Source organism: Eubacteriales bacterium mix99 (genome assembly GCA_038396605.1).
Classification (GTDB): domain Bacteria; phylum Bacillota; class Clostridia; order Caldicoprobacterales; family DTU083; genus UBA4874.
This window is the reverse complement of sequence record CP121690.1, coordinates 721655-744894: the sequence shown is the minus strand read 5'-3', so window position 1 is coordinate 744894 and position 23240 is coordinate 721655. Positions and strand designations below refer to the sequence as shown.

Sequence of the window (23240 nt, the reverse complement as noted above, 5' to 3'; positions counted from 1 at the left end):
TACCACCTTTTTTTGATTGGTTTAAGGGCTTGAAACTCTCTGCTGACTCAGGGAGCTTCTTTTTTTGTGCCTTTTTACACAGATTTTACATTCCATGCATTCGGCTTATATTTTCCTCCCGTATGATGATTCTGTAAGAAAAAGAATGGGGGGAAAGGGAAATGAAAAAATTTTTTGTTATGGTATTGCTTTGTGCAGTTCCTGCGTTTTCGCTGTTTGGGTGCGCAGACAATACGACTACGGAAGGCTCGGCATTTGATAACGGCAGGGAGATCAGCGTGGTATCCAGAGAGGATGGTTCCGGTACGCGCAGTGCCTTTATTGAACTATTTGGCATGGAGGAAAAGAACAGCGATGGATCCAGGAAGGATAAAATGACCCGGGAAGCCGTCATCGCGAAACAGACGGATGTCATGATGACAAACATCGCCGGGGAAAAGTACGCCATCGGCTATCTGTCATTGGGATCACTGAACGATACGGTCCAGGCAGTACAGATTGACGACGTGGATGCATCCGCCGCGAATATCAAGAACGGAACGTATGCCGTCGCCCGTCCTTTTTATATCGCAACAAAAGGGGAGCCCACCGGACCTGCAAAGGATTTTATCAGCTTTATTCTGTCTGCGGAAGGGCAGAAGGTCATTTCGGACAGCTATATTGCCATGGACGACCACGCTCCGGCATACGCAGGCAATCCGTTATCCGGGAAAATAACAGTAGCCGGATCGTCCTCTGTGACGCCGGTTATGGAAAAGCTGAAGGAAGCGTATGAGAAGATCAATCCGGATACAACAATCGAAATTCAGCAGAGTGATTCCACTGCCGGCATGACAGCTGTGATGGAAGGAACATGCGATATTGGCATGGCCAGCAGGGAACTGAAGGACAATGAGCTCACTGAGCTTATGCCGGAGAAAATCGCCCTGGATGGTATTGTGGTAATCGTGAACAAGGCAAATCCCATATCCACCCTTACCACGGATCAGGTAAAACATATCTTTACGGGTGAAGCCGCCAAATGGAGCGATGTCGGTGAAGAAAGGGATCTCAATGAATAAGTGGAAAGAGAAGGGAATGAGCGCCGTGTTCTTTGCAGCGGCACTTGCATCCATATTGGCGGTGGGGCTGATTTGTTTCTTTTTGCTGGCAAATGGGATTCCCGCTATAAGGAAAATCGGGCTGCTGAATTTCCTTGGAGGAACCGAATGGTCACCTACGGATACCCCTCCGGAGTTCGGCATCCTTCCGATGATTCTTGGAAGTCTGTATGTAACGGCGGGAGCCATTCTGACCGGCGTTCCCATTGGCCTGCTGACTGCCGTTTTCCTTGCCTGTGTCTGCCCGAAAAAGCTGTATCAGGTCATGAAGCCAGGGGTGGAGCTGCTTGCCGGAATCCCTTCCGTGGTATATGGATTCTTTGGCATGGCGGCGATCGTGCCGCTGACCGGAAACAGCATTCTTTCAGCCTGTATTTTGCTGGGGATTATGATCCTGCCGACGATTGTCGAAGTTGCGGAAAGCGCACTGCGTGCTGTGCCGGCATTGTATTACGAGGGGGCATTGGCTCTTGGAGCGGGACATTACCGCAGTGTATTCCGTGTGGTGCTCCCTGCGGCAAAGTCCGGTGTCCTGGCCTCGGTTGTACTGGGAATAGGCCGCGCCATCGGAGAAACCATGGCGGTTATCATGGTGGCGGGAAACCAGGCGCGTATGCCGGTGTCCCTGATGAAAGGCGTGAGGACCCTCACGGCAAATATCGTTGTTGAAATGGGGTACGCTTCCGGGCTGCACCGTGAGGCTCTGATCGCCACGGGCGTTGTCCTGTTTGTATTCATTCTGATCATCAATCTGACCTTTTCCGTTTTGAAAGGGAGGGAAGGAAAATGAAAAAGCAGATGGTTCAGGAATGCTTTATGAAGGCCATTACATGGGCAGCCGCTCTGATCACTGTGGGCATACTGTTATTTCTGGTGGGTTTCATTCTTGTCAGGGGGATTCCGTATCTGAAGCCGTCACTTTTTTCCTTTCATTATAACAGTGAAAATGTATCCCTGATGCCGGCGCTCCTTTCAACGATACTCATGACGCTTCTTTCCCTGGTGATAGCGGTGCCTCTGGGTGTATTTGCCTCCATCTATCTTTCGGAGTATGCCAGGAAAGGCAGCAGGGCCGTATCGGTCATCCGTGTCACGGCAGAAACCCTCTCCGGGATTCCTTCCATTTTATATGGCCTGTTCGGGATGCTGTTTTTTGTCACACAGCTTGGCTGGGGATTTTCGCTGCTTGCCGGGGCGTTTACCCTTTCCATTATGATCCTGCCGCTGATCATGCGGACCAGCGAGGAAGCACTTCAGGCGGTACCTGATCTGTACCGGGAAGGATCCTATGGGCTGGGAGCCGGCAAGCTGTGGACGGTCTTCCGGATTGTGCTGCCCGCCGCCATACCGGGTATTTTTGCGGGGATCATCCTTGCAATCGGGCGTATTGTGGGGGAGACGGCAGCCCTTATCTATACGGCCGGAACAGTGGCGCAGATTCCTTCCAGTCCGATGATGTCCGCACGTACCCTGTCAGTCCATATGTACGCACTGTCCAGTGAAGGGCTTCACACGAATGAGGGTTATGCAACGGCTGTGGTACTTCTGGCGGTGGTCGTCCTCATCAATACGCTTTCTTCCAGAATTGTCAAAAGGATTGGAGGGACTATATGAACTGTTTTACGATTGAGAACCTGAATCTGTACTATGGAACATTTCAGGCGCTCCGCAACGTTGATCTGTCGGTGGAAGAGAAGAATATCACCGCCCTGATCGGGCCTTCCGGCTGCGGAAAATCCACTTTTTTAAAAACGCTGAACCGAATGAACGATTTGGTGGAAGACTGCAGGATCACCGGAAGCATCCGACTTTTCGGCGACAATATTTACAATGGAATGGATGTCAATCTGCTGCGCAAGCGGGTAGGCATGGTGTTTCAAAAGCCTAATCCGTTTCCCATGAGCGTGTACGACAACATTGCCTTTGGTCCCCGTACGCATGGCATCCGATCCAGGTATCAGCTGGATGAAATTGTGGAAAAATCCCTGCGGGGTGCAGCCATATGGGAGGAGGTAAAGGACCGGCTGAAAAAGTCCGCTCTGGGACTGTCCGGCGGACAGCAGCAGCGGCTCTGTATTGCCAGGGCGCTGGCTGTTTCCCCGGAAGTGCTGTTGATGGACGAGCCGACCAGTGCGCTGGATCCCATTTCCACCGGAAAAATAGAGGAACTGATGCTGACGCTGAAAGAACATTATAGTATAATGATTGTAACGCATAATATGCAGCAGGCAGCCAGAATCAGCGACAAAACAGCATTTTTCCTTCTCGGGGAAGTAATCGAATACAATGATACAGAGAAAATGTTCTCCCTGCCGCAGGATAAGCGGACGGAAGCCTACATTACCGGGAGGTTCGGATGATAATGATGAGAAGCGGGCTTGATGGGCAGTTAGCTGCCCTGAACAACAGTATGATAGAGATGGGCGCCATGATTGAGCATGCCATCTCCGGTGCGACCAGAGCCCTTGTGGAGCAGGATGTGGCCCTTGCCGACGAGATTCGCAGCAACGATGGGATCATTGATGAGAAGGAAAGGGAGATCGAAAGCCAGTGCATGAAGCTTCTGATCAGTCAGCAGCCTGTGGCACGGGATTTACGGCAGATTTCGGCTGCGCTGAAAATGATTACGGATATGGAACGGATCGGGGATCAGGCAGCGGATATCTCTGAAATCTGCGGTTATCTTGCGGGGCAAACCTACATCAAAAAGCTGGAACATATCTCGCAGATGGCCAATGCGACCATTAAAATGGTTACCGGCAGCATAGATGCCTATGTCCGGAAAGATCTGGATCTCGCCAGGTCAATTATTGAGTATGATGATGTGGTGGATGATCTTTTTGTGCAGATCAAGCGGGACCTGATCATCTTGGTGCATGAGGATGCGGGGAACGGGGAGCAGGCATTTGATCTGATGCAGATTGCGAAATACTACGAGCGTATTGGCGATCATGCCACCAATATTGCCGAGTGGGTTATTTATTCCCTTACGGGCAAACATGTAGGAAAAGAAGCATGAAATAAACGGAAGAATAAAAGCGGGAGAATAAAAACGAAAGGGCGAAATGAAAAAATAAAAATGATAAAAGTAAGAATGATAAAAGTGGAAACAAAAATTTGAAGAATAACAGCGGTGATCGAAAACAAGGGCACGGGAGGGATACGGAGTGCAGGAAGGGAACGCAATGCAGAATATTTTCGTGGTGGAGGATGACGACAGCATACGGGAAATGATGATTTATACACTTCATGCGGCAGGATTTGAAGCCACCGGCTTTGCAGTGGGGGACGACATTTTTCCTGCGCTGGAACAAGAACTGCCCGCTCTTGTTCTGTTGGACATTATGCTGCCCGGAAGCGACGGCATCTGCATTTTGAAAAGAATCCGGCAAACCGGAAAATACAGGGACATCCCAGTGATCATGCTGACCGCCAAAGGCAGTGAAATGGATCGTATCAGGGGCCTGGACCTGGGGGCGGATGATTATATCACCAAGCCTTTTTCTGTTATGGAAGCCCTTGCACGCGTGAAGGCGGTACTCCGCAGATATCAGGCAGGGAAAAGCGATCCAAAGGAGCGGCAGGTCGGTTCCATCCGGCTGAGTCCCGACCGGCGCACGGTAAAGGTGGGGGGCAGGGAAATTTCCCTTACCTATAAGGAATTTGAGCTGCTGCAGTATATGATGATAAATGAAGACATCGTACTGAGCCGTGACAGGTTGCTGGAGCAGGTCTGGGGCTTTGATTACAACGGGGAAAGTCGTACAGTGGATATGCACATCCGGTCGCTTCGCCAGAAGCTGGGGGAAGCCGGGAATGCCATAAAAACCGTACGCAATGTAGGATATAAGATTGGAGGATAGGAATTTGAGAAAACGGATATTCCGGCAGATGGCAGGACTGGTGACTCTTGGAATCCTGCTTGTCTCCATGGTGCTCTGTATCCTTTTCTATCATCGGCTGTCTTCCCAGGCCTGTGCCGATTTGCAGGAACGTGCGCAGATGTTTGAAAAGGATGATTCCGGGAGGGCTTTTCATTATCTCAGGCAGGTCCGGCCTGAAGATATGCGTGTGAGTCTTATTTCGCAGAAGGGTGTGGTCTTATTTGACAATATGGTCCGTTCCGGAAATCTGGGGGATCATCTGGGCCGGGAGGAGATAGAAGAAGCGTTGTCCATGGGGCATGGGGAGAGCCGCCGTTTTTCCGACACCCTGGGAACGGAAACCTATTACTATGCCATCCGGCTGTCGGATGATTCCGTTCTTCGAACCGCGAAGACCATCCACAGCATCGGCGGCATGTTTTCCGATATCCTGCCGGGAACCGCTGCAGTTGTCCTGCTGTTTATCCTCATTGGATATTTTACGTCCAGGCGGCTTGCACAAAGGGTGGTGGAGCCGATCAATCAGGTGGACCTTTCTGCAGATCCTCCGGACGTTCCCTATGACGAACTGGCCTCCTTTGCCAGGGCAATTGCGGAGTATCGGAGCCAAATCGAGCAGGACAGCAGGCAGTTAAAGAAGCGCACTGACACGATCCAGGCCATTATGGATCAAATGGAGGAAGGTGTGGTGCTGTTTGATCTGCGCGGGACAATCCTTTCGGTAAACAAAAGCGCTTCGCGTATCTTTCATACGGATGACACTGCGGAAGGAAAAAGCGCATTGGAACTGCTGCGGGATATGGAGTTTTCCGGGAAGCTCAGACAGGCTTTGCAGGGCCATCGGGGAGAGATGATCCACAGAAGGGAGGAAAAGGAATACCGCGTATTGATCAGCCCTGTGCCGCAGATCGGAGTGGCAGTGTTTTTCCTGAACATCACAGAAAAGTCTCAGGCGGAGAAAATGCGGAGGGAATTTTCCGCAAATGTTTCCCATGAGCTCCGAACGCCTTTGACCAGCATATATGGGAATGTGGAGATGCTGAGTGCCGGAATGGTACGGGAAGAAGACAAGCCTTTGTTTTATGGGAAAATCATGGGGGAAGCCTCCCGGCTCATTACCCTGATCGAAGACATCATGATGCTTTCCAGGCTGGATGAGGGGAAGCCCGGGGACGGGGAGTTTCAGGAGGAGGTGGATCTTGCGGAAGTGGCATCGGAATGTGCGGATACCCTGAAACAAAAGGCCATTGATCATCAGGTAACCATGAAAGTAGCGGGCTCCGATATCATCATGACAGCAAACCGTGCACTGATTTATGAGATGTTCTATAATCTGATGGACAATGGAATAAAATACAATAAAGCCGGCGGCCGTGTCAGGGTTTGTATCACCCGAACAAAAAAGGACACGGTGATCACCGTATCCGATACCGGCATCGGGATTTCCGCCGGGGATCAGGACCGGATTTTCGAACGGTTTTACCGTGCGGATAAATCCCGCTCGAAAAAATCCGGAGGGACGGGCCTGGGGCTGGCCATTGTAAAACACATTGTGCTGGCCCACGGAGGCAGGATAGGGGTATCCGGCAAGCCAGGCGAGGGAACCCAGTTTGAAATTGTCTTCCCGGGCTGATGGTTTATTCTTCCTCGTCGCTTTTATATTCATGATTGCGTACCTCAATTCTCACCAGGGCACGCCGCAGCAGCACATGCTGGCTCTGTTCCTTTAGATCGGTTTCCTTTTCCTGTATGAGATCCCGGTCTGTTTCTGCGCGTTCCAGATCAATCTCATCCGGCCTTTGGGCGATGGTGGTCATAATGAGGACCGTATTCTGCTTTATTTCTGCAACGCCGTCGAAAACGGCTATTTTTTGCAGATTGCCTTCGTTCCAGACACGCAGGATTCCGTCTCCCATGACAACGGAAGCATCCGAATGACCAGGTAAAATCCCCGTGTCCCCATCAATGCAGCGCATAATGAGAAAATCGGCTTCTTCTTCAATTTTTACTCCCCGGGGCGTCACAATCCGCAGGTGAATCTTTTTGCGGTCGGCTGCTTCACTCATTTTTCTGCCTGTATCTTTCTGTTACGTCATCAATGGTTCCTGCATTTAAAAACATCCCTTCCGGGACAGCGTCGTGCTTTCCGTCCAGTATCTCCCGAAATCCCCGTACGGTTTCCCCAATACTGACATACTGACCGGAAATGGAAGTATACTTTTCGGCAACATAAAATGGCTGGGACAGGAAACGCTGCACCTTCCTGGCACGGCTGACGATCTTCCTGTCGGTATCTGACAGCTCGTCCACACCGAGTATGGCTACAATATCCTGCAGGTCCTCATAACGCTGCAAAATGCTCTGCACGGCACGGGCCACCTGATAATGCTCCTTCCCCACGACATCCGCTTCCAGTATGCGGGAAGTGGAGCCAAGAGGGGAAACAGCGGGATAAATACCCTGTTCCACAATGGTGCGCGATAAAATCGTTACTGCATCCAGATGGGAGAAGGTGGTGGCGGTTGCCGGGTCGGTAAAGTCGTCGGCAGGAACATAAATGGCCTGCACGGACGTAATGGATCCGCTCTGAGTGGAAGTAATGCGCTCCTCAAGGGTTCCCATTTCATTGGCAAGGGTTGGCTGATAGCCAACGGCACTTGGTACACGCCCCAGCAGGGCCGAAACCTCGGAGCCGGCCTGCACAAAGCGGAAGATGTTGTCAATAAACAGAAGTACGTCCTGATGTGCCTTGTCCCGGAAATATTCCGCCATGGTCAGTCCGGTCAGCGCGACGCGCATCCGGACCCCCGGAGTTTCGTTCATCTGTCCGAATACCAGGGCCGTTTTGTCCAGAACCCCGGAATGAATCATATCATAATACAGATCATTCCCTTCCCGGGTACGTTCGCCTACCCCCGCGAAGACAGAGTAGCCGCTGTGCTTCATGGCGATGTTGTTGATCAGTTCCATGATCAATACGGTTTTTCCCACGCCGGCCCCTCCGAATATGCCGACCTTGCCGCCCTTGGAAAACGGGCAGAGAAGATCGATGGCCTTGATCCCGGTTTCCAGAAATTCAGGCGCCGCCCTCTGCTGCGATAAGCTGGGCGGTTCCCTGTGAATGGGCCAGTATGTCTTTGCATCCGCTGCGGGCTTTCCATCAATGGGCTGACCAAGGACGTTTACCATACGCCCCAGTACTTCCTTGCCCACCGGCACCGATATGGGTGCGCCGGTATCGATCGCCTTCATTCCCCGCACCAGACCATCCGTGGGGTCCATGGAAATGCAGCGAACCGTATTGTCACCCAAATGCTGCATAACCTCCATCACACTGGTTTGCTTTCCACGTGGTACCTGTATGGCATGATATAACTCGGGCAGTCGGTTTTCAAACCGGATATCCAATACGGATCCGATGATCTGTACGATTCTGCCCGTGTTTTTATCGGTCAAAACAATTCCTCCTTCTAATTCAATAATTTTGCTCCGCCGATAATTTCTGTAAGCTCCTGCGTAATGTCAGCCTGCCGTTTACGGTTATAGATACGGTTCAGATTACGAATCACGTCTTCAGCGTTTTTATCGGCGGATTGCATGTTTATCATCCGTGCGGTATGTTCACAGGTGGTCGATTCCGAAGCGGCGGCAAAAAGACAGGTTTGAAGATACAGTGGTACCATATGGTCGAGAAAGGAAGAAACATCCGGCTCATAAAGCATCCGGCCGGAATTCTGCAGCATGCCCGGCTCGTGGGGCAGAGGCAGTATTTTTTCCACCCGGGGAATATGACTCAGTATCGAATCAAAACGGGTGTATGCGACATATACCTCATCGGCTTCTCCCGAAAGATACAGCCGGGAAAGGACTTCGCCCATCCGGCACGAGTCTGCATACAGATTGGCTTCGAGCCTGTGGGAAAATCCATGCAGTATATTTTTGTCATGCCGGGCGAAGAATTCATTGCCCGCTGCGCCGGCCACAAGGAGTTTTTCCTGCTTTCCTTCCTTTTTTTTTCTGTTCATATGGGTCAGGGCAGCTTCCGTGATCTGATTGTTGTAGCTGCCGCACAGGCCTTTATCACTTGTCATTATGACATAACCTATATTTTTCACATCCCGTTTTCGGACGAAGGGATGATCTCCGGCTTCCCCGCAATATTTCAGATTTTCTGCGTTCCGTTTCATTTCCTGATACAGGGGACGGATGCCTTCCAGCCTGTTTTTTGCCTTTTGAAGCTTTGCAGAGGAAACCATCTCCAGTGCCCTTATAATCTGCCGGGTGGTTTTTATGTTGGCAGATCTTTGCTTTATTTCACTAATGGACGCCATTGTCTTCCTCCCGGTCCGGAATCCGCGGCTTTTTGAATTCCTTCACCGCATCCTTTATTTTTTCTTCCAGCTCCGGCGAGATTTGCTCTGTCTCCCGGATTTCCTCTGCAATGAAAGGTTTCTCCGTTTTCACAAATTGCAGAAAATCCCTCTGAAACTTCCGGATATGTCGGATATTCACATCCATCAGATATCCATGGATCAGCACATACAGGATTAAAACCTGATACTCCACAGGCATGGGCCGGTATTGCGGCTGCTTGAGGATTTCCATAATACGTTCTCCCTGATTCAGGCGATCCATTGTGTCTTTGCTTAAATCCGATCCAAACTGTGCAAAGGCTGCAAGTTCCCGATACTGGGCAAAATGAATGCGCAGAGGTCCGGCAATTTCCTTCATGGCAGGGATCTGGGCTGAACCGCCTACACGGGAAACGGAGAACCCCGGATTGATCGCAGGACGGACTCCGTTATGGAACAGTTCGGTTTCCAGATAAATCTGCCCGTCGGTAATGGAGATGACATTGGTGGGAATATAGGCGGAAATATCGCCTTCCTGTGTTTCCACAATGGGCAGGGCCGTCATCGATCCTCCGCCATAGTCATTGCTCATGCAGGCGGCGCGCTCCAGAAGCCGGGAGTGCAGGTAGAACACGTCTCCGGGATAAGCTTCCCGTCCCGGCGGCCTGCGCAGCAGCAGGCTGATGGTGCGGTAGGCCACGGCATGCTTGGACAGGTCGTCGTAAACCACCAATACGTCTTTGCCCTGTTTCATCCATGCCTCTCCGATGGTACAGCCGGCATAGGGGGCGAGATACTGCAGGGAAGCCGGATCGCTGGCAGTGGAAACCACTACGGTGGTATAGGCCATTGCTCCGGTTTTCGTCAGCAGATTGACAATGCGTGCCACGGTGGATGCCTTTTGTCCGATGGCTACATAAACGCACAGCACCCCCGCATCCTTCTGGTTCAGTATCGTATCTATGCAGATGGCTGTCTTCCCGGTCTGACGGTCTCCGATAATCAATTCCCGCTGGCCCCGACCGATGGGTACCATGGCATCAATGGCACGGATGCCTGTCTGCAGGGGAACATCCACCTCTTTGCGCATAATCACACCGGGTGCCACGTTCTCCACATTGCGGTAATCATCAGCGGAAAGGGGCCCTTTGTCATCAATCGGCTGCCCAAGGGCATTGACCACACGTCCAAGCATGGCATCTCCCACAGGGATCTGAGCCATTCTGCCGGTTCGCCGGACAGGATCCCCGGCCTTTATGCCTGCATCGGGTCCCAGAAGCACCGCCCCGATGCTGTTCTCATCCAGGTTCAGGGCCATGCCGTATATCCTGCCGGGGAACTTCAGCAACTCCCCGCTCATTGCGTTCTGCAGTCCGTAAACATGGGCAATCCCGTCTCCGACTTCCACGACACTGCCCGCCTCTGAGACGTCCGGTGCGGAGGGGAATGCCTGAATCTGTTTCTTTACTGCATTGCCGATTTTATCAAATTTTCCAGTCACTCCGTACCCTCCTTCAATAAGCTTTCTTTTAGATTGGTCAGCCGGGCTCTCAGCGAACAGTCCATCAGGCGTCCGTCCATGTGAATGCGGAATCCTCCGAGAAGGGAGGGATCCACTGTGGGCAGGATTTCCACCTGTTTTCCTGATTTATATGCCAGGGCTTTGCGCAGAGTATTGATCTGCCCATCACTGAGAGGAGCGGCGGAAATCACGCTGGCCACCACTTTCCTGCTGTACCGGTTTCCCATCTCCAGATAGGAGAGAAGTGCCGGGACAATCATTGCCCCATGGCCTTTCTGCAGGATGCGGTACAGGAACCCCAGCAAATCGCCTGAAACGTTATCGGCAAGCAGACGCTCCAGGAGCTGCTGCTTCGCTTTTTCGGAGAAGTGGGGGGCTTCCAGAAAGCTCCTGTATTCTTTCTCTTGCAGACTGTCCAGTATAAAAGTTACCTGTTCCGTATGCTCTGCCAACTTTCCCTGTGCCCGGGAAAGCGCAAAAAGCTCATTGGCATAGCTGTCTTTCAGTTCACCCATGGTGTCTCCTCCAACTGGGCGACTGCCTCATCAAAGAGCTTGTTCTGTGTATCGCGGTTCATGGATTGCTCTATGAATTTTTCAGCCATCAGGACAGCCGCTTCAATGATATACTGTCTTGTTTCCTTATCCAGATCTTTTCTTTCCATTGCAATGCTTTTCTCAGCCTGCTGCCGGATGGCATCGGCATCTTTTTTGGAGGCATCAAGGATTTTTCTGCTGTCTTCCTCTGCGGAAAGCCTGGCTTCTTCCAGCACCTTTGTGCGTTCCTGATCGATTTCCTTCCGCTTTTTTTCATATTCCGCTTTCAGCTGATCCGCCTGAGCTTGGGTTTTCCGGGCTTCATCAAATTGCCCGCTGATTTTTTCTTTGCGTTTCTGCAGAAAGGACCGAACCGGTTTATACAGCAGATAGCCCAGAAGAACCGCCAGGATAATAACATTCAGCAGCTGAATGCCGGTACTGATCAGCGTTTGCTGATCCAGTCCGAATACGCGCCCTTCCGGCACGCTCTTCAAATAAACAATGTATGGTTGCAAAATGAATGGTTTCAAATAAAAAAGCCTCCCTTCTCCTTCTTTGAAAAATTGTTGACAAGAAGCAGACGGTTGATTGGCCGCCGGCCGTATAAGTCTTATCCGCCTATATGGCTCAGGTATATGTTTACCAGAGGATTGGCAAACAGCATAATAATGGCAATCAATAGTCCGTATATTCCCGAAGTCTCCGCCATACCAAGACCGACAAACATGGTTGTGCGGATGGAATCTGCAGCTTCGGGCTGCCGGGCAATGGATTCAATGGCAGCAACTGCAATTTTTGCGTCTCCGAATGTTGTGCCGATACCGTTCAGTAGTGCAATGGCCGCAGCAAAGTGGGCACATGCAATAATAAATGCTAAAGGATCCTGCATAGATTGTTCCTCCTTCTGATTTTTTTCTGATTTTCCATTGCTGAGATTGGACATCTGCTGACATCCAACATTGTTTGTAATCGTTGCATCATAAAAATTTCGTCCCGCTTCAGCCTTCTGCTGCCCCTTTAATAAACGTGAGACTCAGGATGCAGAAAATATACGTCTGCAGGGCACCCATAATCACATCAAAATAAATGTGCAGTGGAATCGGGATAATAATACGTAAAAAGATCGGTGCTATGGAATAAATCAGGGTTAAAAGAATCATACCTCCCAGTACATTACCGAAAAGACGAAAACTCATGGATATGGGATTCGCAATTTCATTGATGATATTCAACGGTAAGAATATGGGGTTGGGTTCAATGAAACTCTTTAAATATTTTCCCTTCCGACACCGAATGCCCATTCCCAGCGTGAGGATAAAAGTAGCCAGGGCAAGAGCAAAGGTAGTGGCCCAGTCCGCTGTGGGCGGTCTGATCCCCAACATCCCGAACAGGCTGCAGGATAGAATAAATGCAAAGATCGTAAAAAACCAGGAACCGAGTCCCATCAGCTTGTCTCCGCCGGTCTTGTGTATAAAGCCCTGGAAAAATTCAATCACGGCTTCGACTGCATTTTGCACTCCTTTTGGAATATCTTCCATTTTACGTAACTTAATCCGCAAAAAAACAGCAAGAATAATCAACACCGCCATGATAATCCAGGTGTTAAAAATGGTCCGGGTGATCCATATTTCGGCGCCGCCTATTGTGATGACCCATAAATTATCAATATTAAAGTCCAGGAGAAGTCACCTCCTTTCTGTCCCGGTGCTTCGGATCCGGCATCAGTTCTTCGGAGAATCCGGAACATTTGAGGGGTCCGAAGCATGGAGGGGATATTTTAAAATATACATTGATATCGGATAAGCAAAGATTCCAGCTGTCACACCCCATAAGCTGATGACAGGGATAATGGTACCCGAAATCAGCACGCCTGCGGTAAGAACCATCCGCAGAAGATGCTGAAGGGTAATATAATTTCCCGCCTTTTTTTTCTCCATGGCAAGGGCCTTATCCACAGCCCGGTCCAGCAGAAAAACCTTTCCGGCACTGACTGCCGTGCCCAGCAAAGCTCCCAGTGCGAAAGGCAGAAAGGAGAAAGAACGGTAATAAAGGACCGCTGCTGCAACCAACACGAACAGCAATATACAGAGAATCCTCATCATCTTTTTCGCAATGGCAGACATTTTCACACACCTTTCCAAACCCTGATCATTTTCCGTTTGCCAAATCAAAAAAGGATTTCAATGCAGCTCCTACCCCCAAAAGGGAAAACACCAGCAGAAGCCAGGGAGTCGTCTTAAGCCGGCTGTCCAGAAATCTGCCCAGAAAAACGCCCACAAATACACAGGAGATCATGGTGACTCCGATTTGTGAGAGAAAGGACACAGCATGCTGGAGACTTTTGTTCGGTTGCTTATCCTTCAAAAATTTGACCCCTTTCCCTACAGTTAAGATGCTCACACAACAGTTTAAATGCTCACACAAAAAGCGGGATGCAAACGATAGTCCCGATCGTCTCACCCCATTCAGCAAAGGACGTTACGATATACATGTACTGTTCCGTGTTCAACGCAAAGGGACATTCAAAACACAATGTGTATGCTTCAATTACATTATTTATATTACCATAAAAGTCAGATCATTTCAAGGAATATTTAGAAAATTTAGATTAAAGGCAATACTCAGAATATATATTTTTGAAAACATGGAGTAAATATCCGTTTTTAATAATTTTTAGAAAGATCGGATACCCGCCAATATGTAAAATTGTGTTCGGCATTTTTTTGTTGAGATTGGGCGGGGACTGTGGTAGAATAATTACGTGGCATAGGGAGAGGTATCGAAGTGGTCATAACGGGGCTGACTCGAAATCATGTTACTTGCTCCAAAAACTGAATAATTATTAAATGGAAGCGTATCGAAGTGGTCATAACGGGCCTGACTCGAAATCAGGTAGTCCTCACGGGCTCGTGGGTTCGAATCCCACCGCTTCCGCCAACAACAATCCTGCGTAAATCAAGGGTTTACGCGGGTTTTCCTTTATCTTTTGGGGTGCCCTTTGAATGACGCACTCGCCTTTACATGGGTGGAATCGGTCAGAATGACCTTCCCGTCTCCCAACCCTTGTCCGGACAGTACAGCCCCCGCACCTCATCGTAGATAAAGCTGAAATCCACGGCTGCTTCCAGCTTTCACAGGAAGTGTCCCTCCGGCACCAGATCTTCTATTGTGATGCAGTGCATTTTGATTTGTACTCCGGCTCGTTCTGTCAGCATCCTGAAACACTTCCTACCGTTACTTTCCTCCCTATTATACCATTTTTTCACTCCCTTTGGGGACTTTGTCAACACCTCGATGTTGGCCCGAAGTGGGCGCTATGGGTTAGTGAGCATAGATACTATAAAATCTCAATCCAAGCCTTATAAAAATCATAGCTAAGAGTTTCTTTTGCAGTAACAAGGTATCTGGCTATCGCAGTTCCGGTTTTATATCCTTGTTCGGCCAATTTTTCCATAATTTCTTGAAAGTTATTCTGCCGGGGATCATCACGGGAAATTTTAAGCAGACATTTTATATACGTTTTATTCTCATTATCTTTTTCCCAAATGACTGGATTCGCTTCGTTAGTTGCAGGAACAGCTAATCCATTCAGTGGATTAAAATTGTTTTCATTCATTCCAAATGGAATAACAATCGCATAGCTGTAAGGCTCTTGAAGATATATGTGCAACATATTTTTATCATCCATTTCATAAAATACGATCTTTTCGACATCCGGTTCGCATTTTGTAAACAACTGCTCTTACAACTGTGAAAGCTGTTGAATTTTCTCCTTTCTGGAGAGTAAGCGCTCTTTAATATCTGATAGTTGTGAAATTCTATTATCAACTTCTGTCAATGTAGCATCCAGTGTACTGTCCAAATCATGAATACCCAATTGATGCATGTTTTTTAATTTCGCTACTGGGACATTAAGCTGCCTATATAAGGAAATATCACCGATTTCCATCATTTGCTTCAAAGTATATTCCCTGTAATCGTTTTCTTCGTTTCGATTCAATTGGATTAAGTTTTCAGATTCCCAATATCGAAGTGTAGGTTTTGGAATCTGAAATATCTCTGAAATTTCCCCAATATTATACCGCTCTCTCATTCTTCACCACCTCACATTTATTCTACTACAAGTCGGATTGACATTCAAGCGGCTTTAACGTTTATAATGATTTATCATAAGGTACAAATTTGGAGGGGTACTACATGATGAAGAAAAATTTTCTAAAGTATGTAATTCCATCGATGATAGCATCTTTGGTTACAGGCATTTACACGAGCATTGACGGCTTATTTGTCGGCCGGGCCGTGGGGGACGCCGGGATTGCCAGTATCAGTATTGCTTGGCCTCTTGCCGCAATTATTTTAGCTGTTGGAACAGGGATCGGCATGGGCGGTGCTGTGAATATGTCCAACCACATGGGCGCTGAAGAAAAAAGCGAAGCAGACAAAGCACTGGGAAATACATTCACGCTGATGCTGATTGCCTCAGCGGTTCTTACGATTTTCATACGGATTTGCGCAAAACCCATTCTTCGGTTCTTGGGAGCGGAAGGGCAGGTTTTGGAACTTGCCTATGGATATGTCCGGGTATTGGGTATGGGTAGTGTTCTGCAAGTTCTTGGCGCAGGAGTAACCCCTCTTTTGCGTAATCAAAATAAAGCGTGGATAGCAATGGCTTTGATGATGACAAATTTTGTGATGGATACGGTTCTAAGCGGCGTATTCGTTCTGGTTTTGGGATATGGCGTTACAGGGGCAGCTTTAGCCACTTTAATCGGCCAATTCATAGCATTGGTTCCATCACTTTTTATATTGTTCAGAAAAGAAAACCGTGTACCAATTTCAAACTATTATTTGAAACGAAAAACGGTACAGAACATTCTCAAAATAGCCGTATCTCCGTTTGCCCTGTCTTTTCTCCCCGCTCTCACCATAGCTATGATAAATTGGCGGGCTTTAGCCTATGGTGGAACCGTAGCACTTGCGGCATATGCTGTAGTTTCCTATATGTTGAGTGTTGGTCAACTTCTCCTGCAAGGAGTTTGTGATGGAAGCCAACCGTTAATCAGCTTCTATCACGGTGCTGCCGACGCTCATTCGGTTAAGCAATTAAAAAGGCGGACGTACTATACTTCCATTACTACAGGCATTGTTATAACAATTGGAATCACTGCGCTTCGCAATGTAATTCCGACATGGTTTAACGTTTCTGCGGAAACAACCGGGGTTCTGCTCTTTGCCTTTCCGCTTTGTGCTTTATCCTTGCCATTTTATGCATTTTCAAGGTCGTCCTCGGCCTACTTTTATGCAATCAAAAAAGCACGAAGGGCTTCTATTATGGTATATGGTGAGGCGCTTATTGTTTTACCTATTTGCGTATTTATCTTACCCATGTTCTTAAAACTTAACGGGGTATGGATTACCTTAACGGTGGTTCAGATAATTATGCTCTTTACAGCGATACTCCTTTTAAGAAAACAATGAATTAGAACAACGGCAGTATGTATTGATAAATCGCTGCTCGCTCATTTTTTTTAATGGTGTCGAAATGCAAGAATTCTTCTACAAAGTCGCCCAACTTACTGCCCTTACGCCCCTTTTTGGATGGATGATTTCGCAGCCAGAACCGCTGCGAAAAGTCCTCCCCGTAACAAAAGAAAGTGGGCCACATCAAGCGGGATCAGAGGAGCTTAACGCTATCCGGCAAGGAGTATAGCAAAAATATTTGCAGATATAAATCAAATATTACATCGAACAAATGTCGGATTAACGTGTCTTAATTTGTTTCATACATATTCTTTGCTTTCGGAAACTTTTTCAGCATGATTTCATTTGCGGCTTCAACCTTTTTATGGTACCCGGCATAAGCGGGGCTAAGTATTTTCATGTTAGCTATTAAAACTTCCTGATAGCCGCTTTCCTTTTGAAAATCCAGCATAGACTTTTGAATTTTAGCAGCCTCAGAGTTTTTATACTCATTTGAACATTTATATTCAAGGTATTCTTCTATTTGCTCATGATTGCGCTCCAGGTATCCCTCGGTATCAGTCAGCATCTCAAGCATTCTGCCATTTGTTTCTTCTTCAATTTTTACCGCATCACTTTTTGTACTCACAGTGAAGAAGGCTTCCAGAAACTCAGAAAGTTCCGCAGGTAAGTATAGATTTACATGATCAAGATATCGCACGATTGCATCATATGCTTTTCGTTGTTCCTCGGTTTCAATTGTCCCGTTCAGGAATCTGCCAAAATGCATAGATACATAAAGGCCATAGTTTCCGGGGAAAGCAAAAACCAATTTCTCTTTTATGGTGTATAAGTCCTCATCGTGTGTCTGCAGATAATCGAATTCCCGATTGACATCGTAATCTGCAACCAGCCTGTCCATACACTTTTGTATATCATTCATACGCTGCATCCGTAAATCTGTGATATATTTGCACTTGGCTAAAGCTGCCGGTTTATTTGAGCTGGTTAGTATCTCTGCAATGTCAGCAATGCTGATGCCGCATTTTCTAAGCACTGATATTTCTTTCAGCGCAGATATATCGGCATCGCTGAATTCCCTGTATCCGTTTTCGAGTATCTGCGGATGTATCAGATTTTTAGACTCGTAATAATCTATCGCTTTTTTGGTCAGCTTGCACTTCTCGCAAACTTCTTTTATCAGCATAATCTTTCCTCCCAATACAATTCTAATTGCTCCTATAATCATTTTAAGCCAGCCCATAAGGGGGCAGTCAAGTGTTTTCTGATATTTATTTTGTTGTCTTTTCCGCTAATTTTGATTGATTGTATGATCCCAAGGGTACTATAATAAGCAGCACAAATAGCAGGAGGGATTGTCAATGTTTGAATACAAATCAAAGGTTTTGAAAACAGGTGTCAAGTGGTTTTCGGACAAGGCGAATGATGCAGATGTATCTGCGCTTGACTCTTTTCACTATACCCTTTGGGGTCTCCCAAAATCACTCCCGGGTCGATATATGGCATGGCAAAACCAAAAAAACGGTAAAAGCGAGCTGGTTTCAAGCCAACGCCGCTTTTGCGACACTGGTATATTCGGTTAAATTGTGCCTATCTTCAGAAGATAGGCACAATTGTCTGTGTGTCCACGGGAGTAGATTTGCTGTCTACTGCTATTAAGATATTAAAAACAGTACCCGAGTAAGCAATACTTAACGTAGCATTATCCTTTTGCAGCATTGTTCCGACAGAAACATTATTTTCTTCGGAAGCTATCTTGGAATAGCCCTGACTTTTTAATTCTTCTATATATGCAGCAGACTCATCCGCCGAGATATTTTTTAGCACAATCTCATATCGGCTATCATCAGAAAAATCACGTATATAATCCATTTCACCATTATCGGGCTTGACAATTTGCGCAGTAAAATTATTTTCTGGCCATTCTGTTACGTAGACTGGCTCAGCGTCTGCTATATTCCATGAAGTCTCGTTGCTTTTTCCCGGAGTGCTGTTGTGCGAACACCCGGCAAGTAAGGCTAAGGTGAACATCATAATAAGAGCTATCAATTTATAGTTATTATGCTTCATGTTTTCTCCTTCACTTTTTCCCTATTTGAATTTGCCTTTTCCTTTTCTGCCTTTCTATGCAGTTAATCCCAAACTGTTCATATATGTTATCTGCAAAAGCCTCTCCTTTTCCTATGCAGAGATGCATAGCTTTACTAACTAGCTATATATAATATAGGCTTGCTTTTTGATTTTGTCAATCAACCAATTCATTTATGTGGGCTCATTTTATGTAATTTGTGTAATAAATATTCAGTTGACACCTCTGCTTTAAAGTGCTATCTTATTGCTATGCTATATTTATGGCATATAGGCATGAGACAGCGGTGGATACCTATTCTTCGCCGAAGGAACATTCGCAGCGGCAAAGGCTTTTTGCCATGCATTCGGAGTAGCTCCCGAATATCTCAGACACTATGGACAGGAATCTTTATAAATTTAATTTTGTGTAAGGGAGATTCAGGTGAGCAGCAGACACAGGAGGATAAGCAATTCCATTACATAATATACGGGTTGTGTCATAATAATGTACTCACTCGTTCTCTTGCAAGGAGGAACATACATGAAAAAAGTTGTAGCAGCATTGCTGGCGGCACTGATGATTGTATCATTGTCAGCGTGCGGAAATCGTTCAACAGAGAGCCGCAGTACCGGCAGCAGCGGAAACAGCGGTACCGGCAGCGGCGGAGGTGCCAGGATCAGCATGGTCATGACTTCCGATCCTGATACACTTGATCCGGGACGCGCAGACGACACCCAGAAGAACCAGATTGTGTTGGAGACACAGGAAACGTTGGTTCGCCTTATTGACGGGAAACTGTCTCCTGCAGGGGCAGAAAGCTATGAACCGTCGGGCGACGGACTGGTATGGACGTTCCACCTTCGCTCCAACAAATACTCCGATGGAACGGAGGTTCAGGCACAGGATTATGTAAATTCAATTCGCCGTGTATTCGATCCGGAAGTGAACTGTCATAATGCAGGAATATTCTACTGCATCAAAGGCGGAGAAGATTTCAATACAGGGAAGGGAAGCAAAGAGGATGTAGGAGCGGAGGCCGTTGATGAAAAGACATTGAAGATCACATTGACGGAACCTCTGCCATATTTCCCACAGCTTCTTACCTTTTCCAATATAACTCCGGTTCCGGAGAGCAGGACAAAAGGAGGCGCAAACTCCTCATACGGGGCTACGGCTAAAGAACTCGCCCAGTCCGGTCCGTATTATGTAAGCGATTGGACAAGGGGCACGCAGGTCATCCTGAAGAAGAACCCGAATTACTGGGATGCTGACCACATCAAACTTGACGGGATAGATATGCCTCTGGCACAGGATGAAAACACAAGGCAGCAGCTTTTTGATACCGGAAAGATTGATATTCTGAGCAATGTTCGTGAAGAGTATGTAACCAGCCTGCAGAGCAGGATCGACTCGGGAGATATACAGTTCATTTCCGAACCGCAGGCGAGTAACTCATACATCTGTTTCAACAACAGTGATCCCGGGGGAGTATTTACAAACGAGAAGATTCGCAAGGCATTTGCGATTGCGTTTGACAGGGATGCCTATGTAAAAAAAGTAGTGAAGAAGGGCAAGGCGGCCGGCGGACTCATTCCTTACGGGCTGTCAATCGGTACGGACGAATTTCGCAAACTATACGACGAACCGATGTCAGAACTGCTCAGCCAGGATCCGAAGATGCTTCTTGAGGAGGGCCTGAAGGAGATCGGCAAGGCGGGACAGACTCTTGAAGTCACATTCCTGCAAAGCAACCCTGACAATGACACCAAGGTGATCGCCGAATATTATCAGAACCAGTGGCAGTCAAAGCTGGGCGTAAAGGTGAAGATCGAAACAGCATCGGATAACTCTTCTTTCAACAATCAGGTTTCAAAGGGACTTTATCAGATCTGCCAGACCGGATGGGGTGCGGATTACAATGATCCGATGACGTTCTTCCAGTGCTATACCACCGGTGATGGAAACAATCCGGCGTTCTTCACGGATGAGACATATGATCAGCTTGTAAACGCCTGCAAGACTGAATCGGATATGGCCAGACGCGGGGAGAACTTTGCAAAAGCGGAGAAGATACTCACCGTTGATAAATGCGGAATATCACCGATAACATTCGGTTATCAGAATATAGTATTGAACAAGAATCTGAAGGGCGTCTATATAAACGGAGCAGGCGGCCCTTCGATCGAGCTCAGGGATGCTTATATGGGAAAATAACAATTGAACCAACAGACGGAATGCCGGATGGTTCGATGGGGTTCACATATCGCAAAGACTGACGGCACTCCGCCTGCATGATTGCTTGATTGAACATGGACAACGGGTAAAGCGCAGAGCAGTTTTAAGCTGTATGGACATCGGCAATCAGGAGGCGTATATATATGATAAAGTATATTTTAAAAAAGATAGGCTATATGGTCGTTACACTATGGATTATACTGACGGCTACTTTCTTCCTTATGTACACAATGCCCGGAGATGCTACCCAGGCGAGCATAAAGGTGCTGCCGGAAGCAGTGGTGGAAAACATGAAAGCCAAATGGGGGCTGGACAAGCCTGTCTGGCAGCAGTATATCATCTATCTTAAGAATCTGCTCCATGGAGAGCTTGGGGAGTCCTACACGACCCCGGGTCTGACGGCAAATACGATCATTGGGGAGAGGTTTCCGGCATCGCTGCAGCTGGGGCTGCAGGCGGTGGCAGTGGGACTGATACTGGGGATCATACTGGGTATTTTAGCTGCGCTGAACAGAGGCAAGTGGATTGACTTTGTCACTATTTTTATTGCGATACTCGGAGTCTCAATACCGAGCTTCGTATTTGCAGCGATATTGCAGAAGTATGCAGCGGGAGGATATTTTCCGATCGTAGGCTGGGTATCATCGGGAAGCAGTCTGGCGGACAACTTCCGGTATACTGCTTTGCCGACCATTTCCGCATCGATCGGAGGGATTGCGACCTATTCCCGGTTCATGAGATCTTCGGTGTTGGATGTTTTGAACAATGACTATATCCTACTGGCAAAGGCGAAGGGACTTTCAAAGTTCCAGATCATAACGAGGCATGTGATGCGCAATGCGATCACCCCGATCATTACAATCGTTGCACCGCAGATAGCGGGAGTCGTAACAGGTTCGTTCGTGATAGAGAGAATATTTTCGATACCGGGACTCGGACGATATTACGTTGACAGTGTAAACGGCCGGGATTATCCGATGATTCTGGCTACCACAGTATTTTTTTCGTTTATATTCGTGTTTTGTATGGTAATCATGGACATCCTTTACGCAGTGGTTGACCCGAGGGTACGTAAGAGTATCATCGAAGGCAAGAAGGAGAGATGAATTCTTTGTCAGAGACAGACGCAACAAAATTGGATATGGAAATGTTCACACGAGTCGGCGTAAATGAGCAGCGGTCGGAAAAGTTGATGCGTCCAAGCATCTCCTACTGGCAGGATGCGGTCCGCAGACTGAAAAAGAACAAAGTCGCAATGGCCAGCCTGTTTCTTCTTATATTCATTATACTGATGTGTATATTCGCACCATACATTTATCCGCATCCGTATAATGAGCAAAATATAGAGAGTACCAACCAGGGACCAACCTGGGATCATATATTTGGACTTGATAATCTCGGCAGGGACATCTTTGCGAGGATATGGGTCGGAGGCCGTGTATCGCTTGCGATAGGAGTTGTGGGAGCACTCGTTTCCCTGGTGGTGGGAGTTCTGTACGGCGGAATAAGTGCGTATTTCGGCGGACTGGTTGACGATATCATGATGAGAATCGTTGAAATACTTGTCGGGATACCGTATATGGTTGTCGTCATCATCGTGTCCGTGTTTTTGGGAAAGGGCATGTCGTCACTTTTGATAGCTCTCTGTCTGACCAGCTGGACCGGGCTGGCAAGGCTGGTAAGGGGACAGATACTTGAACTTAAGGAAAGTGAATATGTGATGGCGGCAAATGTGCTTGGCACCCCCACGTTCAAGATAATAACAAGGCATCTTATACCGAATACATTAAGCATTATCATCATAAATACGACATTCAGCATACCAGGGTTTATATTCTCCGAGGCTTTTCTGAGCTTTCTGGGGATGGGAATACAACCGCCGCTGACGAGCTGGGGCGCAATGGCATCCCTTGGGCAGCAGCAGATGGCCTACTATCCTCATGAGCTGATATTTCCGGCTTTGGCGATTTCGGTTACGATGCTGGCTTTCAACCTTCTGGGAGATGGTCTTCGTGATGCATTCGATCCTAAATTACGTCAGTAGACGGAAAGGTAT

At 47.7% G+C, this 23240-nt stretch carries 26 protein-coding genes and 1 tRNA gene; 13 read left to right on the top strand and 14 right to left on the bottom strand.

Annotation, left to right across the window (positions count from 1 at the left end):
* Positions 1 to 161 precede the first annotated feature (161 nt).
* The 7 genes from QBE55_03085 to QBE55_03055 all read left to right on the top strand — a co-directional run bounded on the left by QBE55_03085 (position 162) and on the right by QBE55_03055 (position 6617).
* Positions 162 to 1061: an extracellular solute-binding protein gene (locus QBE55_03085; protein WZL79164.1), complete on the top strand. Its 900-nt coding sequence runs from the start codon at positions 162 to 164 to the stop codon at positions 1059 to 1061.
* On the top strand, positions 1054 to 1890 hold the full coding sequence (pstC, locus tag QBE55_03080) for a phosphate ABC transporter permease subunit PstC (protein WZL79163.1): 837 nt from the start codon (positions 1054 to 1056) through the stop codon (positions 1888 to 1890). Before QBE55_03085 ends, pstC begins: the two co-directional genes overlap by 8 nt.
* On the top strand, positions 1887 to 2714 hold the full coding sequence (gene pstA, locus QBE55_03075; GenBank protein WZL79162.1) for a phosphate ABC transporter permease PstA: 828 nt from the start codon (positions 1887 to 1889) through the stop codon (positions 2712 to 2714). The genes pstC and pstA overlap by 4 nt, the downstream gene beginning before the upstream one ends.
* Positions 2711 to 3460 (top strand): phosphate ABC transporter ATP-binding protein PstB, encoded by a 750-nt coding sequence (gene pstB / locus QBE55_03070; protein ID WZL79161.1) that lies wholly within the window; start codon positions 2711 to 2713, stop codon positions 3458 to 3460. Before pstA ends, pstB begins: the two co-directional genes overlap by 4 nt.
* 5 nt (positions 3461 to 3465) lie before the next feature.
* Complete coding sequence (gene phoU / locus QBE55_03065) at positions 3466 to 4119, top strand: phosphate signaling complex protein PhoU (protein WZL79852.1); 654 nt, start codon at positions 3466 to 3468, stop codon at positions 4117 to 4119.
* 166 nt (positions 4120 to 4285) lie between these two features.
* Positions 4286 to 4963, top strand: a complete 678-nt coding sequence (locus tag QBE55_03060; GenBank protein WZL79851.1) for a response regulator transcription factor — start codon at positions 4286 to 4288, stop codon at positions 4961 to 4963.
* Between the two features lie 4 nt (positions 4964 to 4967).
* Positions 4968 to 6617, top strand: a complete 1650-nt coding sequence (locus tag QBE55_03055; GenBank protein ID WZL79160.1) for an ATP-binding protein — start codon at positions 4968 to 4970, stop codon at positions 6615 to 6617.
* Positions 6618 to 6621: 4 nt separating this feature from the next.
* Here QBE55_03055 and QBE55_03050 read toward each other — a convergent pair whose 3' ends face one another.
* The 10 genes from QBE55_03050 to QBE55_03005 form a co-directional block, all read right to left on the bottom strand.
* Entirely contained in the window at positions 6622 to 7050 is a 429-nt protein-coding gene (locus tag QBE55_03050; GenBank protein WZL79159.1) for a F0F1 ATP synthase subunit epsilon, read from the bottom strand.
* Positions 7043 to 8440 (bottom strand): F0F1 ATP synthase subunit beta, encoded by a 1398-nt coding sequence (atpD, locus tag QBE55_03045; GenBank protein ID WZL79158.1) that lies wholly within the window; start codon positions 8438 to 8440, stop codon positions 7043 to 7045. The genes QBE55_03050 and atpD overlap by 8 nt, the downstream gene beginning before the upstream one ends.
* 14 nt (positions 8441 to 8454) lie before the next feature.
* Entirely contained in the window at positions 8455 to 9315 is an 861-nt protein-coding gene (gene atpG, locus QBE55_03040; GenBank protein WZL79157.1) for an ATP synthase F1 subunit gamma, read from the bottom strand.
* Positions 9302 to 10837: a F0F1 ATP synthase subunit alpha gene (atpA, locus tag QBE55_03035; protein ID WZL79156.1), complete on the bottom strand. Its 1536-nt coding sequence runs from the start codon at positions 10835 to 10837 to the stop codon at positions 9302 to 9304. Before atpA ends, atpG begins: the two co-directional genes overlap by 14 nt.
* A complete protein-coding gene (atpH, locus tag QBE55_03030; protein ID WZL79155.1) occupies positions 10834 to 11373 on the bottom strand; it encodes an ATP synthase F1 subunit delta in 540 nt (179 codons plus the stop codon). Before atpH ends, atpA begins: the two co-directional genes overlap by 4 nt.
* Complete coding sequence (locus tag QBE55_03025) at positions 11361 to 11927, bottom strand: ATP synthase F0 subunit B (protein WZL79154.1); 567 nt, start codon at positions 11925 to 11927, stop codon at positions 11361 to 11363. Before QBE55_03025 ends, atpH begins: the two co-directional genes overlap by 13 nt.
* A gap of 80 nt (positions 11928 to 12007) precedes the next feature.
* Positions 12008 to 12286, bottom strand: a complete 279-nt coding sequence (gene atpE / locus QBE55_03020; protein WZL79153.1) for an ATP synthase F0 subunit C — start codon at positions 12284 to 12286, stop codon at positions 12008 to 12010.
* A 109-nt stretch (positions 12287 to 12395) separates the two neighbouring features.
* Positions 12396 to 12986, bottom strand: a complete 591-nt coding sequence (gene atpB, locus QBE55_03015; protein WZL79152.1) for a F0F1 ATP synthase subunit A — start codon at positions 12984 to 12986, stop codon at positions 12396 to 12398.
* Positions 12987 to 13118: 132 nt separating this feature from the next.
* Entirely contained in the window at positions 13119 to 13520 is a 402-nt protein-coding gene (locus QBE55_03010) for an ATP synthase subunit I (protein WZL79151.1), read from the bottom strand.
* Positions 13521 to 13545: 25 nt separating this feature from the next.
* Positions 13546 to 13761 carry an AtpZ/AtpI family protein gene (locus tag QBE55_03005; protein ID WZL79150.1) on the bottom strand — a complete coding sequence of 72 codons (216 nt, stop codon included), beginning with the start codon at positions 13759 to 13761 and terminating at the stop codon, positions 13546 to 13548.
* Between the two features lie 484 nt (positions 13762 to 14245).
* Here QBE55_03005 and QBE55_03000 point away from each other — a divergent pair.
* Positions 14246 to 14334 (top strand) — tRNA-Ser (locus QBE55_03000).
* Between the two features lie 400 nt (positions 14335 to 14734).
* On the opposite strand, the gene QBE55_02995 is transcribed toward QBE55_03000, so the two are convergent.
* Positions 14735 to 15085, bottom strand: a complete 351-nt coding sequence (locus QBE55_02995) for a hypothetical protein (protein ID WZL79149.1) — start codon at positions 15083 to 15085, stop codon at positions 14735 to 14737.
* Between the two features lie 54 nt (positions 15086 to 15139).
* The gene (locus QBE55_02990; protein WZL79148.1) at positions 15140 to 15490 is read right to left on the bottom strand and encodes a MerR family DNA-binding transcriptional regulator; all 351 of its coding nucleotides are present in this window, start codon (positions 15488 to 15490) and stop codon (positions 15140 to 15142) included.
* A 104-nt stretch (positions 15491 to 15594) separates the two neighbouring features.
* Here QBE55_02990 and QBE55_02985 point away from each other — a divergent pair, with 104 nt between their 5' ends.
* A complete protein-coding gene (locus tag QBE55_02985) occupies positions 15595 to 16875 on the top strand; it encodes an MATE family efflux transporter (protein ID WZL79147.1) in 1281 nt (426 codons plus the stop codon).
* A gap of 292 nt (positions 16876 to 17167) precedes the next feature.
* Here QBE55_02985 and QBE55_02980 read toward each other — a convergent pair whose 3' ends face one another.
* Positions 17168 to 18064, bottom strand: coding sequence for a MerR family transcriptional regulator (locus tag QBE55_02980; GenBank protein WZL79146.1), 897 nt, complete (start codon positions 18062 to 18064; stop codon positions 17168 to 17170).
* A gap of 175 nt (positions 18065 to 18239) precedes the next feature.
* Here QBE55_02980 and QBE55_02975 point away from each other — a divergent pair, with 175 nt between their 5' ends.
* The gene (locus QBE55_02975) at positions 18240 to 18461 is read left to right on the top strand and encodes a hypothetical protein (protein ID WZL79145.1); all 222 of its coding nucleotides are present in this window, start codon (positions 18240 to 18242) and stop codon (positions 18459 to 18461) included.
* A gap of 13 nt (positions 18462 to 18474) precedes the next feature.
* On the opposite strand, the gene QBE55_02970 is transcribed toward QBE55_02975, so the two are convergent.
* The gene (locus QBE55_02970) at positions 18475 to 18948 is read right to left on the bottom strand and encodes a hypothetical protein (GenBank protein ID WZL79144.1); all 474 of its coding nucleotides are present in this window, start codon (positions 18946 to 18948) and stop codon (positions 18475 to 18477) included.
* A gap of 541 nt (positions 18949 to 19489) precedes the next feature.
* Between QBE55_02970 and QBE55_02965 the strand changes: the two genes are divergently transcribed.
* From QBE55_02965 to QBE55_02955, 3 genes are all read left to right on the top strand, one after another.
* The gene (locus QBE55_02965) at positions 19490 to 21163 is read left to right on the top strand and encodes a peptide ABC transporter substrate-binding protein (protein ID WZL79143.1); all 1674 of its coding nucleotides are present in this window, start codon (positions 19490 to 19492) and stop codon (positions 21161 to 21163) included.
* Positions 21164 to 21327: 164 nt separating this feature from the next.
* Entirely contained in the window at positions 21328 to 22290 is a 963-nt protein-coding gene (locus tag QBE55_02960; GenBank protein WZL79142.1) for an ABC transporter permease, read from the top strand.
* Positions 22291 to 22325: 35 nt separating this feature from the next.
* Positions 22326 to 23228, top strand: a complete 903-nt coding sequence (locus QBE55_02955; protein WZL79850.1) for an ABC transporter permease — start codon at positions 22326 to 22328, stop codon at positions 23226 to 23228.
* The last annotated feature ends 12 nt before the right edge of the window (positions 23229 to 23240 follow it).